The following is a 14,025-nucleotide window of genomic DNA, read 5'->3' on the forward strand; positions in this document are numbered from 1 at the left end:
AATGAGCCACAAGATAAAGGTACTTCTTGAAATGCGCCCGGCGTTGGAGGGATTCGCCGGCATTCCCCAGGAAGTCAGATTATTGTTTCGGGGCCTGTGCCGTCTGGATTCCGTGGATGTCGAGGGCCTGTTGCAGACATCTCATCGGCGCCTCGCAAGAGGCACATCAGATCAAGGATTTTTCAAGAAGAAGTTATCTGAAGCACGCCGCTACGGACGATATTCGAATGTGATTATCTCAATGGTGGAGAAGCCTCATCGCAATATCCTGGAAATTGTCTTAGATTGGTGGCAAAAGCGAGCGGAGGTTTTGGCGCTGCATATAAGAATGGTAGGGGATGTTGGTCGCGTACGGTTATCGAGATTTGAGTCGAAATCATTTGAGGATTTTACGTGGCGAACTCTGTTTGCGAAAACTCTTCCGGCATCGGACTATGAGCTTGTATCTTCTGTAAATCATCGAATCAGTTCGGTCCCTTGGAATATTTTGCATACGGCGGGTCTGGGAACTTTAAATTGGCGAGCAACGCCAAAGTATCCGCGAATCGATACGAATGATTTTGACATTTTCATTGGTCAAACTCCTTATCCTGCACGCATATCCAAAACTTCGGCGATGGTGATTCGGTATCATGACGCTATCCCCGTGTATATGCCTCATACGATATCCGATAAATCACTGCACCAAGCAACGCACTTCTACGCGTTGATGAGCAACGTCGAATCAGGTGCATGGTTTGCCTGCGTATCGGAAGCCACCCGGCAAGATCTGTTGCGTCTCCACCCTAAGGTTGCTGAGCGCGCAGTTACGATTCACAACATGGTGTCGCATCACTATTTCCCGGAGGAATCGCAGCCGTCACGTGTTCCGGAAATAATTAGGTCACGACTCTATGGATTTGATCCGGATGCGAAGGATCTTGGACTGGTACCGAAATTTCTGACAATCCGGGAACAAGAAAATTTTTATAAACAACATCTTTACAAAAAAGATTTCAAATATTTGTTGATCGTCTCGACCGTTGAGCCGCGGAAAAACCACACGCGCCTTCTCGCTGCATGGGAGGTAATCAAATCGGAGATCGATCCTGACGTGAAACTCGTGGTCGTCGGTACATTGGGCTGGGATTACAAGCAAATTTATAAAGGATTCAAAGTTTGGATTGATCGCGGTGATCTGTTTATGCTCAACGCGGTGCCGGCACCAGACCTTCGAGTACTTTATCGTCACGCAATGGCGACAGTTGCGCCAAGTTTAGGTGAGGGTTTCGATTTCTCGGGTGTGGAGTCGATGGCTAGTGGTGGAGTTACCATCGCATCGGACATTCCTGTTCATCGTGAAGTTTACGATGATGCAGCCGAATATTTTGATCCGTATTCAACTGCCAGCCTGGTCGGAGCGCTCAAGAAGGTCCTTTATCAAGAGAATTCAACGCAACTCCGAGAGAAATTGCGGGTCCGCGGTCAAGAGGTTTCCTCGAGATATCTCCCCGAGCGTATTCTTCCTCAGTGGGAAGATTTTCTACAGAAAGTGAGGGCGGAGCACGCAAGCGATAGATCGAGAATGAATATCAAGCTTTCGTCATGTTAATTGGAAGCACATCATTCAGATCTCGAGCGGGGTTATTTCGACTTTCCGAGGTCGTGGCGTCAAAAACAAGGCGGGGTGAATTTTTTGATTTGAAAATTCGTTTCATTTGCAATAAGCGATAGGAAATGATTGGCAAGTTTGAAGGATGATATAAATATGCCTGCGGGACGTCACCAGACGTCTCGCCACTGTTTTTAATCTAGTGAAGTTGTGTCGCTTTGATCGCGCGGTTTATGCTGTAGGGTAACTGGGGCGTGCTGGAGATATGAAAAATATATATCACCTTTTCGGGCTTTCTGCTGATGAATTTCTCAATAGATTATATCGGACTCTGCTTGGCAGAGAAATCGATGAGGAAGGCCGACGAATCTATGCGTCGGTATTGCGAGAAGGATGGAGTTACTCGTACGTCGTATCTGAAGTCGCGCGCTCAAAAGAGTACGCAGCGCGACCGCTGATTTCGGGAGTTAATCGATTCGCCAAAATATATAAGCTAGCGCAAGGTCGGAATTTGCGTGGATGGTTTGCGCGGAATGTCTTAATGGCGGAGTCTGATTTCGTTACGGAGCGCGTGAAAAGAAAGGCGGCGCGATGCGCAGGGAATATCTCTTGTGACCCAATTCGAGAATCGCTAGACAGCGAAGAGTTCTGGAATCAGACGATCGACGATATTTTTGCTCGTGCGCGATTCATATATTATCGAATGCTGGGGCGAGTTGTTAGGGAAAGCGTTGCACGTCAGAATGAAAATATTGAGTGCTGTGTCGGTGGGGGGGAATATAAAATCATTCAATACTGGGACAGTAAAGATATTCCCAGCGACGTCCGTGAGTTTATGGGCCAGTGGGAGGCTCAGTACGGCAATCGATATATTAAATTCGACGGGGATTCTGCTGAGGAATTTATCCGGGAAAATTATCCGGAAGAATTCGCATTGGCTTACGCTCAATGCTGGCATCCGGCGATGAAAAGCGATTTTTTTCGGCTTTGCTATATTTACAAGAATGGTGGCTGCTATGTCGATGCGGATGAGTTGCCTCTGAAACGCTTGCCTGCTGTCGATTTGAGGGCGAAACATATTCTTATGCTGAGGCCATTCATTCGCGTTATAGATGGCGCGGGGCACGTGAATTTATCAATTTCGTCCTATATTGAGAAATATAGTGAATATGCGAATGCTGAGGTGTATTTCAATAATGCACCAATCATTGCCTCTCCTAAAAACGAAATAATATTGTTTGCACTTCAGCGGGCGAAAGATATTATTTTATCTAATAAAAAATATGAAATGTCGTTGCATGACATTGCTGGCCCAACCGGCTTGTCTTTGAGTGTGGTCGCATATCTTGTGAGCCACGGTATCAAGGGTGGCACTCCGGTAAACGTTGTCTCGATTGATTGGGCCAGATTCGCTCGCATCGGTTCAGATGAGGAGTTGGCCTATAAGCGTGACCATCGGGATTGGCGCAAAGTCACGCGTCACCCTGGAAATTGAGGCGAGGAGCAAGATAATGAAAAAAGCAATTGCGATAATGACTTATGCTAGATTTGATTATTTCGAATTGGCATATTATTCCATCGTTAATCAAATTGTAAAAGGCTGCAAAATTCACGATGAATACGATATATACGTATTTCAGGATGGATTGTGGGATGGCGAGTCCTTGGAAAATAAAGCTGGACATCGGGAAATATCAAATTTTCTGGATCGAGCTGAGTTGAATGTTAATGTGGTGCGGCAGTCAAAAAATCTGGGTGTTGCGTTTCATTTCGATTTTGTCGAGCGCTTGCTTTTTGAGGAGAAAGGTTACGATTTTGTCGCCTTTCACGAGGATGATCTAGTTTTGGCGCCGGGCTATATGTCGATAATTGACATGATGGGCGAGAAGTATGCAAGCGATCCGAGAGTGGGAATGGTATCCGCCCACCCGGCGAACACGAGTATCTCGCACGACGTTCAATCTGCAGGGAAGAATAAATACGCACCAATGGGGCACAATTGGGGTTTCGGGCTTAGCAAGATTTTCTGGCAGCGCCGGCAACCATTTGTTGATTGCTACCTCGATTTAATTCGCGGTATTCCTTATAGGAAAAGATCGGAAGAAAGGATCTTTGCGTGGCTTAAAGCTGCTGGCTTCAATCCGGCGGCATCGAGTCAAGACTACGTAAAGAGTTGTGCGACATACGCTCTTGGTGGGGTAAAGCTTTCGACGTTTGCAAATTTCGCGCTGCCCATTGGTCGAAATGGATTGCACTGCAATCCGGCGATATTCAAGAAAATTGGATTGGATCGGTCGGTGGTCTATGATGGAAAATTGGATGACATTCCGGATCTCGACGATGCCCAATATCGCGAGATCTATCTGAGCGGTGCTCGCCAGGTCTCTGCGGATCTAGTGGATCTCGATAGTGTGGAGGCATGGAAGTATTTCAAGGACTGGGAAACTCGTGCTAGAAATGGGGATTTTCGTGCTAAAAAAATAATGCCGGAAGATAGGATTATTCAGATATCGGAAGCGCGGCAGTGGACGCCTTCTGAAATACCGGCAAGACCGCATATGGAGGAGCAAGGAGTTACCCATCTAGAGTTGCGGATGAGGGGTGCAGAGGTTTATCTCGAATATGGGGCCGGAGGTAGCACTATTCTGGCCGCATCCTGTGGAATAAAGGAAATTTATTCTGTCGAATCGGATAAGGCATTCCTGGATGCGGTAGCAATTCGTTTGTCGGAGACAGGGGGTGCAACATTCGTTCCTCATTATGTAGATGTCGGGAGAACAAAAGAGTGGGGCCAACCAGTTGACGACTCAAATGCGCGCAAATGGCCGCAATATTGTTCGTCAGTTTGGGAGATGTTGCGGTCCGGCAGTCGCGAGCCAGATCTGGTGCTGATCGATGGCAGGTTTAGAGTAGCTTGCTTTCTGATGTCGATTCTATTTTCTAAAATCGGTGCAGTTATTCTGTTCGACGACTACTACGATCGTCCAAATTATCACGTTGTTGAAAAATATATTAAGCCGATTGAGCGTGTAGGCAGAATGGCCGAATTTAGGGTCGCCGAGCGTATTAAATTGGACGAAATTGTAATTGACTTGCTTATGTCAGTCTCCGATACCAATTAACTGAATTATACTGGTGTGCTATGGTTAATTACGAGTGCGTGGAAGAATATTTGCCGATTTTCTCGATGGTGATCCAGAGGCTGGAGAGTGATCCAGAGTGGGCGATTGATTTGTTGGAAATTTCCACGGAGAAATTCTTTCGAGAGGTATATCGTCGAAGGCGAGATATGGCAACTGAGCCACTAGCGGCAATTGAGGCCGGTTTCGAAATTGTGAAGCGTTGGTCAAGCGACTCAAGCGACCATTTGGCACTAGCGCATTTGCTTGCTCGTGCTGACCGCCAGCACGAGGCGCTGCATGTCACCGAAAAAGCTATCGCCGACACTGGGGCGAGTGCGGAACTATACCGTTTGCACGCTAGTTTACTCGAGCGAACCGGGAGTACTATGCAGGCGGAAGAAGCAATTGGGCGGGCACTCGACATCTTCCCGGACGATGAAGAATTGCGCACTGAAAGTGACCGCATCGAGCGAAATGTGATGGAGCGGCTCTACAAGACTCGTGACATGTCGCAGGACTTTCCAGACGCGATTGCCGCAGGGAAGCAGATTATCAATCGCCGTCCAGACGATGCGGGTGCCAAGCGGGCATTGGCCCACATTCTTGCGCGAAGTGAGCGCTTGGATGAGGCATTGGAATTGATTGATCAAGTCATATCGACCGAAGGTGAGAGTATCGAAGACTATCGGCTGCAAGCGAGTCTGCTGGAGCGCTTGACGAGATTTGGTGACGCTGAGTCGGTGATCAAACGGGCGCACTTTTTGGCACCCGAGGATGAACATGTGCGCACTGACTTAAATCGCATTTCCAGTGGCCACGTTACGTTTCTGAGGCAGAGTCGCGATGCATTGCTGGACACTGAGAAATCGATTCTGGCAGGGCTTGAGGTAATATCACGATGTCCGGAAGAAATGGCTGACGCAATAGCGGTCGCCCGACTGCTGCAGCGGTCCGCGCGACCTGAGGAGGCTGTACGGTTGTTGGATCGATTCTCGACGGAGAGTGGAGCGACGGTCGAATATCATCGGCTTCGAGCGTGTCTATTTGCCGAGACAGGGAGATTTCGCGAGGCATATAAAGCGGCAAAAACTGCAAGTGCGTTAGACGTTGCGAATCATCAATTGATTTGAGAATCAAAGCGTATGCACGCATTGTGGTTGGTAGGCGCGATCAGATTCCAGAGATATATGAGGGGTTGAGCCGTATGAGATTGCATATCAATGGTCAACTTGCGATTCGAGCATTTATTGGGATGCTGATAGCCTCCCTCGGTGGAATTGCCTGTGCGTCTGAAAGCGGATCGGGTTTGAGTGGGCGTGTGATCGTAGGATATCAAGGCTGGTTTGGCTGTCCAGGTGATTTTGAAGGAAATGCCAGTTGGCAGCATTGGTTTATTAAAGCGGTTCGTCCACAGTATTTGACGGTCGATCTGATTCCGTCTTTTCGGGGTGTTGACCAGAAAGAACTATGCGATACCGGATTGCGTCGCGCTGATGGAAAAGGGAATATTAAGGTATTTTCTTCGCAAAATCCTATTGTTGTAAATAAGCATTTTGAGTGGATGCGGGAGCACGGTATTGATGGTGCGGCGGCTCAGCGATTCATTTCTGAAGTGTCTGATCCGAAGAAAAAGAGTCGGGGTGACAACGTCTTAAAGAATGTCGAGGCTGCTGCCCGCAGTAATAGGCGCCTCTTTTATATCGCTTACGATATATCTGGTGCGAACGAGAAAACAGTGGTTGACGATATTCGACAAGATTGGCGTCATTTGACCAATGATCTTCGGCTGACGGATAGTCAGGCCTATCTGAGGGATCAGGGAAAGCCTGTATTGGAATTGTGGGGATTTGGATTCAAGGATCGACCGGGTAATGCCGATGACGTAAAGAAATTGATATCGGATTTAAAGTCCGGGCAAGATGGCTTGATGGCGGCAACGGTTATTGGAGGTGTTCCCGCGCATTGGAGGACCTTATCTGATGATTCAAAATCTGATGTGAAATGGGCGAGCGTCTATCGCTTATTTGATGTGCTTAGCCCGTGGACCGTTGGGCGCTATCGGAACGAAGACGAGGCCGACAATTTTTTCCGGGAAACAATTCGAGCAGATCTTGATGACGCTCATAAATCTGGTGTGAGATATATGCCAGTAGTTTATCCTGGATTTTCATGGCATAACTTGACGGCAAAAAATAACAATCCGAGTGCAGCTCAAGTTAATCAAATTCCACGCCAGTGTGGTCGGTTTTTTTGGCGGCAACTTGTCAATGCGATAGATGCTGGTGTGGATGCTACTTATGTCGCGATGTATGACGAGGTGGACGAGGGTACTGCGATATTTCCGGTCGAGACACGTAAAGATCTGCTGCCAGCAGGCGTAAACCTTGTATACCTCAATGAAGATGGGTGTGCATTGCCGGATGACTGGTATTTGAGTATTGCCGGAAAGGCGGCGATGGCATTACGCCGTCATACGGCATTGCCGCGGGATCTTAACAGTGTGATCCGACCATAACGATTTTTCGGTGAATGCGAGTTGATCCGTGGTGTTTGTCCATAATGCATGACTGGGCGAACGAGTTCGCACGTGTTTTAGCCAAATTTGCGTTTGAAGTGGTCTCCAGGGAGGTCGACTGAAGATTGCAGCGGTTGTAAGCGAGCCCGGTTTGATTTTTTCGCGCTATTTCGCCTCATTTATGAGGGTGAAAGATAATTCTGCGGGGTGACTTTGCGTGCGTATAGCCGCTGACGCAAGTGCCGCTGATGGTGTTTGGGTTGAAACAATTTCTCAACTGCCGTAACTGCCAGACATTGCGGCTCGAGCGGTGGGGCAACGCATCCTTGTGGCGAGAGCTTTTTCTTGCGAAGAAGGGCGGAAGATGCCACGGTTATCTATGCATTGCGCTATCTTGTGACAACGTTGGTGTCATCGACTGGCGATTTATTAATTTCAATTTTTGTAAGAGCGATGAGCTAAACTGTAAGGAGTCTGTTAAAATCATCCGCTGGGCGCAGAAGGAAACGCCGGTGCCCAAAATAGATTGCCGGCAAGTTGAGTCGGAGGCACTTGCGATGGCGTAAGGGGCACCGGTCGGATCGGCACATGGCTAACTTAAATCAAAGAGTACTAGTCACCGGCACGTGCGCTGGTGTCCGACTTCGCAATGCAACGCTCTTTCCTTCTGCTGCAAGGTACAGCCTCTCCCTTTTTTCACCGGCTCGGTGTCGCGTTGCGAGCGCGCGGACACGCTGTACGGCGAGTAAATTTTTGTGGTGGCGACCTGATCTATTCAGGCTGGCAAGATATACTGAATTACACGGATGTACTGGCGTCTTTGCCGCAGTGGTATGGAGACCTGGTCGAGTCGGAAAACGTCACTGACGTCGTTATGTTCGGCGATTGCAGGGACATTCATCACTATATGCATCCCGTTGCGCAAGAGCGCAATCTTCGCGTCCATGTTTTCGAAGAGGGCTACGTCCGCCCGTATTGGATCACATTGGAGGAGCATGGCGTAAACGGTAGATCGAAGTTGCCGCGTGACCCCGATTGGTATCTCGCGTATTGCGAGGGGGGGCGTCCGATTCCACCTAGTCAGCCGACAGGCTACAATCTCTACGAGAGAGCATTCCACGATATCTGCTACCGTGGAGCGAATGCTCTTTTCGCTGCCAAATTTTCCGACTATTCGAGCCATCGTCCGCATAACGGGCTACTGGAGTATGCCGGTCTCGCCTGGCGGGCATTGCGGTCGAGCTCGTATGCGCGTGAAGCGTCACGCGTGACGAAGGCGTTGCTCGCCGAAAGGCGGCGATACTATCTTTTCCCTCTTCAGCTAAACTCCGATGCTCAGATTGTGACGCATTCTCCATTTGCAGGAGTGTGCGATGCAATTAACAGCGTAATGCATTCGTTCGCCAGGTGTGCGCCCTCGGATGCCTGTCTTGTGATCAAGAATCACCCGTTGGATACCGGAATAATCCGGTACAAGAAGCACGTATCTCGTCTATCGATTGAATTGGATATTGTCGATCGGGTCAGATTTATCGACTCTGGCCACTTGCCGACATTGCTAGAACACGCCGAAGGGGCGGTGGTCGTCAATAGTACGGTCGGTCTCTCCGCACTCCATCACCGCCGTCCCTTGGTAGTGCTCGGCCATGCCATCTACGATATGCCGGGTTTGACGTGGCAGGGTGGCATCGACGCATTCTGGTCCAATGCGGGTCCGCCGGACATGAGGCTTTATCATTCTTTTTTGGAGTATGTCATACACCGCACCCAAATTAACGGTGATTTTTACACAAAAAAAGGAATTGAGATGGCTGTCGCCGGTTCGGTCAGGCGCTTAGTCGAATAAACCTGTCGAGATCCGCCAACAGTTGAGAGTGCGTCGTGTCGAGTGCGGGCGTTTTGATAGAATCGATGTGCGCCGGCGAATCGGTGGCACTGTTCTTGTGCGATGACGGACGCCGCCGTGGCGTTTACTGCGAAATCACCTTGTCTTTCATATTCGTGGCGTGGAGAGCAGGCGCCGAGCCCGAATCGGTGGCCACCGACGGGTGGTGGCTCGTTGGTGCTTCCACAGAAGTAAGCGACTCGATTCGTGCTTTTTATGAAGACCGATCGCTCGGTTTCGATGTGCTTCGCTACGTATTTAACTGAACAATACGTTTTGCGTATTATTGATGCGCAAAGTGAAAGAAGGTGAAAAATTGAGAAAAATATTAGCAATCGAGGGCGGTGCCATGGTGCAGGGTGCACAATACCATTTAAGTCGGCTGTATCCCGTGGTGTGCCGCCACGCATCCGACTTCAGCGGCAAATTGTCGATTTTCTGCCGGCGCCAGGGCGCTAATTAAAATTTACGGGGTGGTTCGTGGGCATCGTATTTCGGATTTTTCGAGCCGTATTGGTCGGCATTGTGATGTATTTTTCTGTCGTCTACCTAGGATTTGATAAAGGAACAGCGGCCGCATTGTGCTTGATACCTATGGTGCTGGGGGCGCTTGATATTCTGACTGAGTTCGGTTTTGCTATCGCTGCACTCGCGTTCGTCGTTGCTGCGTTTTCATCGGCGCTTCCGGATAAATATGGAAACGCTGTTGAATTTGTAAGTTCTATGGTGAATAGCAAGGCGCTGGCGCGGCAGCCTGTGCGGGCTGCTATCGATTCGGTGCGAGGAAGTCCCGAGACGAGCGCTAACGCCGAAGCGCAGGCCAAGTAGGAACGATGGCGCGAGCCCTGGAGATCGTGGAAGATCGGCGATTCCGGATGACGGGCGAGGCCAAACTGTAGCCTCTGACGTATACGGGTGACTCAATGTGACCCGGCTTAATTTCGCGCGACGTGACGCTGAGTCATGCGTAACGGATGCAGGGGGGGGCAGCCTGTGGCTTGCCCCCCCATTGTTATTTTGTAATGCAATCCGGAACGCGTCAGGTTAGCTGTATAAGCGTTGCCGCGGTGAGTCGACTGGCTACGCTCTCTACGAGCGTGCATATCACAACACGATATATCGCATGGCCGACGTCGTTCCATGCACATCCGCTTCCTCATTGCAAGGCCATCGCCAGAAATGCTTTCGGCAGTACGCCGGCCCCGCCTATTGCTCCGTTTGGAGGCGATTGCACGAGCGTGAATTCACTCGCTCCTGAAATTTTCTCAGCGTCTGCCATGGAATAATCATCCCCCTCGAAGCATCAATCTGTCGCAGGAGGCTGCAAGCTGGCTGCGGAGGATGCAGGAAAGACCCCCTATCTGTCTGAGAGATGTTTGCATGAAAATCGCAATCGCCGGTACAGGCTATGTCGGCCTGTCCAACGCCGTTTTATTGTCACAACACAATGAAGTCGTGGCTCTGGATATCCTTCCCGAGAAGGTGGCTATGCTCAACCGCAAGGAGTCGCCGATCGAGGATGCCGAGATTGAGGATTATCTTCGGCACAAGGATCTGAATTTCCGCGCCACGCTGGATAAGGAAGACGCCTACGCCGGGGCGGACTACGTCGTGATTGCCACGCCGACCGATTACGACCCTGAGACAAACTACTTCAACACCCACTCCATTGAGGTCGTCATTCGCGATGTCATGGCCATCAATCCCCGCGCTGTGATGGTGATCAAGTCAACCATCCCGGTTGGCTACACTGAGCGCACTCGCGCGGCGTTGAGCACTGACAATCTGATTTTCTCTCCTGAGTTTTTGCGCGAGGGCAAGGCGCTATACGACAACTTGCACCCGTCGCGGATCGTGATAGGAGAACGTTCCGATCGTGCCGAGGCGTTTGCCAATCTCTTGAAGCAAGGTGCCATCAAGGAAGACATTTCGACGCTGTTTACGGGCAGTACCGAGGCGGAGGCGATCAAACTTTTCTCCAACACGTATCTCGCGATGCGTGTGGCCTACTTCAATGAACTGGATACCTACGCTGCACAACACGGCCTGGATACGAATCAGATTGTCGGCGGCGTATGTCTCGATCCACGGATCGGCGCTCACTACAACAACCCGAGTTTTGGCTACGGTGGCTACTGTTTGCCCAAGGACACCAAGCAGCTACTGGCTAACTACCGCGATGTTCCGCAGAACCTGATCCGCGCGATCGTTGAATCGAACAGCACGCGGAAAGATTTCATCGCCGAGAGCATTCTCAGGCGCGAGCCGAAGGTGGTGGGCATTTATCGGCTGGTGATGAAGGCCGGGTCCGACAATTTCCGCGCGTCCAGCATTCAGGGGGTCATGAAGCGTATCAAGGCCAAGGGTGTTGAGGTCATCGTGTACGAACCCGCGTTGAGCGAAGTGAACTTCTTCAACTCAGCTGTCTTGAACGACCTCGCCGAATTCAAAGGCGCGGCGGACGTGATCGTCGCGAATCGCTTGACGCCGGATCTAGCGGATGTTGCGGACAAGGTCTACACACGCGACCTGTTCGGTGGGGACGCGTGAGCGGCCCGCGGCCTAGTGGGGAGCATGCTGTTAGCACGCTCCCCACCACAATTTGAATTTCGGGCATGGATTGTCTGAGCCGATGTGCGGTTGCGCACGTCACCTGCGGGCGCTGGTTCTTCCTTTCGTGGATCCCGACAAGCAAGATCATCGAGGGTGATCGGATTCGAAGTTGGCTGTTGAACAACCTCGTGATCAATTCGTCGGAAAGCGGGGCTCCGTGCGCGTCAACGTCACCGAACAGGGCGAATCAATTCTGTTTTGCTGGCGAGATGGGCCGTCACCTTCTTTTGCCGACTGCTGGCCGCTTCGCCGGTGTTTCAAACGAACCTTGTCTTGTGATTAACGTGACCGTATGTGTTGGTATGGTTCTGAACTGATCCTGACAAGAGCGGCGCGCGCGGCCGCGATTTTGGCGCGGTCACATTTGCCCAGGGCATCCGTAAGGATCGCTGATGCCGAAGATCTAGCATTCCTTTCTGGTGTGCGTTCAACGTAAATGGATTGTCAGTTTCGGGTAGGGTCGCGGTGTTTGCGCCGCATGAGAGCACACAATAAGCAAGACGGTGCGCCGCGCAGGTTCTGCCGATTGATGGATGCGCCGAGCGATTCGGCGCGCGTCGGCGTCGGTAATGTGTGCCGAGATTTCGTCGACTGACGCTCAGCGTGTCTGGCTATCGGCTCCAGGGGTGTTTCGAGCGCCTGGCAAGCACGATCCCGTTGCAACACCCACGGACGACTCGCATGCAAATGTGCACATGATAACAAGACCGAAGGATCATCAAGATTTGCAAAGAACGTTCGAGAAATTCAGTGTTCCTGAATGGGGCGGCGCAGAATGTCTTCCAGAGAGGGGCGCGTCTGATGGCATGGTCTGTCTTGTCGACGCTAAAAATTGCTTTTGGTACTGCTTGCAATATCGTCGGCCGCAGTCTATGGCACCGACGGGACGGACATTGATATTCGATCGTGCACAAGCAAGCCGTGGATGAGTCATTCGAAGTGTTGTCGCCGAACGATGGATAGTGCGAATCGGCAATTTGTACCGATATTTCGAATTCGATTGCCCGGTGGATGCCGAGGCTCGAAGATTGTAGGTGGTGCGAGTTGCGGCCGTTGCGCGGGCTCGGTCCCGCCGAAAGGGCGGCTTTGTTAGGGTTTGTAACGTGTAAGGTATTACTCGGGTATTAATCTTGATGTATGATCGCGTCGGCGCGATGTAAACTTTCCGGTCTGCTGCCCTTTGTGCCACGCAGGTGTCCATTCAGCGTCGTTTGCTGTATGGCTCGCACATATCTGGCCCCCTGATTCACGCGGTCGTCATAGTCGCATCCGCGTGACTTTGGCCGGCGTCCGACGGGTTGCGGGCATTATCTGATCAGAAGAATTAAATAATCGTAAGCAGTTAACCTGCGATGTTATTTGCTCCTTGATCGAGATATCAGGCAGCGCTTGGCGCTTGGAGATCGATACCCAGACGAACTGGAAAAAAACAAAGTCCGTTTAAAACGATGGAAAAGCATCATGATTCGCAACCGGGGAAGGCAGGTGAGCGCAGGCGGGCCACGAGTCATCGTAATTACTGGCAGTAGTGCCGGGCTTGGGCGCGCGCTGGCATTGAGCTATGCGGCGCCCGATACCACACTGGGATTGATCGGCAGGAATTCGGCGCGACTGGAATCTGTTGCGGCGGAGTGCCGGGCGCGCGGCGCTAAAGCTGTGGTCGGCTGTATGGACGTCCGCGATTCGGCCACGGTCCAGGACTGGATGCTCGATTTCGATGCGCAGCACCCGATCGAATTGATGATCGCGAATGCCGGCGTGGCCAGCACGCTCCGCTCGTCCGACGATTGGGAGCATATGGCGCGCACTGCCGACGTCGTCGACACCAATCTGTACGGCGCGCTGCATGCGGTGCTGCCCGCCATCGACCGGATGCGGGTGCGCAAGTGCGGGCAGATCGCGGTCGTCAGTTCGCTCGCCGCGTTAAGGGGCATGGCCATTTCTCCCGCCTATTGCGCGAGCAAGGCGGCGCTAGTTGCATACTGCGATTCCGTGCGCCCGATTCTCGCCCGCGAGGGCATCGGCCTGTCGGTCGTGATGCCGGGTTTTGTCCGGACCGCAATGAGTGACGTCTTTCCCGGCAGCAAGCCGTTCATGTGGAGCGCGGAAAAGGCTGCCACGCATATCAAGAAGCGCCTCGCGCGGCGCCGTGTGGAAATCGCCTTTCCGTTCACTCTCGCGTTCGGCATCAAGCTGCTGCGCCTGCTGCCCGCCACGATGGCGGACGCAATTCTCGGCCGTCTGTCCTATCTCCCGCGCGGGAAAGTGTGACGTGCCGCCCGGATTCACATTCGCGGCC

Annotated in this window: 9 protein-coding genes and 1 pseudogene; all 10 read left to right on the top strand. The window is 51.4% G+C overall.

Annotation, left to right across the window (positions count from 1 at the left end; translation table 11 throughout):
- Position 1 precedes the first annotated feature (1 nt).
- The 10 genes and pseudogenes from DIE12_RS21795 (at position 2) to DIE12_RS21835 (ending at position 13,997) form a co-directional block, all read left to right on the top strand.
- Positions 2–1,591, top strand: coding sequence for a glycosyltransferase family 1 protein (locus DIE12_RS21795; protein WP_124551353.1), 1,590 nt, complete (start codon positions 2–4; stop codon positions 1,589–1,591).
- Between the two features lie 265 nt (positions 1,592–1,856).
- Positions 1,857–2,027 (top strand): annotated as a pseudogene (locus tag DIE12_RS39085) (DUF4214 domain-containing protein); the annotation flags it as partial.
- A gap of 105 nt (positions 2,028–2,132) precedes the next feature.
- Positions 2,133–3,086 carry a glycosyltransferase gene (locus DIE12_RS21800; RefSeq protein WP_260429039.1) on the top strand — a complete coding sequence of 318 codons (954 nt, stop codon included), beginning with the start codon at positions 2,133–2,135 and terminating at the stop codon, positions 3,084–3,086.
- A gap of 16 nt (positions 3,087–3,102) precedes the next feature.
- A complete protein-coding gene (locus DIE12_RS21805; RefSeq protein WP_124551355.1) occupies positions 3,103–4,713 on the top strand; it encodes a hypothetical protein in 1,611 nt (536 codons plus the stop codon).
- A gap of 38 nt (positions 4,714–4,751) precedes the next feature.
- Entirely contained in the window at positions 4,752–5,843 is a 1,092-nt protein-coding gene (locus DIE12_RS21810; RefSeq protein WP_185641247.1) for a tetratricopeptide repeat protein, read from the top strand.
- A 74-nt stretch (positions 5,844–5,917) separates the two neighbouring features.
- The gene (locus DIE12_RS21815) at positions 5,918–7,228 is read left to right on the top strand and encodes a glycoside hydrolase family 71/99-like protein (protein WP_124551357.1); all 1,311 of its coding nucleotides are present in this window, start codon (positions 5,918–5,920) and stop codon (positions 7,226–7,228) included.
- Between the two features lie 649 nt (positions 7,229–7,877).
- The gene (locus DIE12_RS21820) at positions 7,878–9,074 is read left to right on the top strand and encodes a capsule biosynthesis protein (RefSeq protein WP_124551358.1); all 1,197 of its coding nucleotides are present in this window, start codon (positions 7,878–7,880) and stop codon (positions 9,072–9,074) included.
- Positions 9,075–9,593: 519 nt separating this feature from the next.
- Positions 9,594–9,941 carry a hypothetical protein gene (locus DIE12_RS21825; protein ID WP_124551359.1) on the top strand — a complete coding sequence of 116 codons (348 nt, stop codon included), beginning with the start codon at positions 9,594–9,596 and terminating at the stop codon, positions 9,939–9,941.
- Positions 9,942–10,493: 552 nt separating this feature from the next.
- Positions 10,494–11,663, top strand: coding sequence for a nucleotide sugar dehydrogenase (locus tag DIE12_RS21830; RefSeq protein ID WP_124551360.1), 1,170 nt, complete (start codon positions 10,494–10,496; stop codon positions 11,661–11,663).
- Between the two features lie 1,524 nt (positions 11,664–13,187).
- Entirely contained in the window at positions 13,188–13,997 is an 810-nt protein-coding gene (locus tag DIE12_RS21835; RefSeq protein ID WP_124551361.1) for an SDR family oxidoreductase, read from the top strand.
- The last annotated feature ends 28 nt before the right edge of the window (positions 13,998–14,025 follow it).

The sequence above is a fragment of the Burkholderia sp. Bp9015 genome, assembly GCF_003853505.1.
In the GTDB taxonomy this organism is placed as follows: Bacteria; Pseudomonadota; Gammaproteobacteria; order Burkholderiales; family Burkholderiaceae; genus Burkholderia.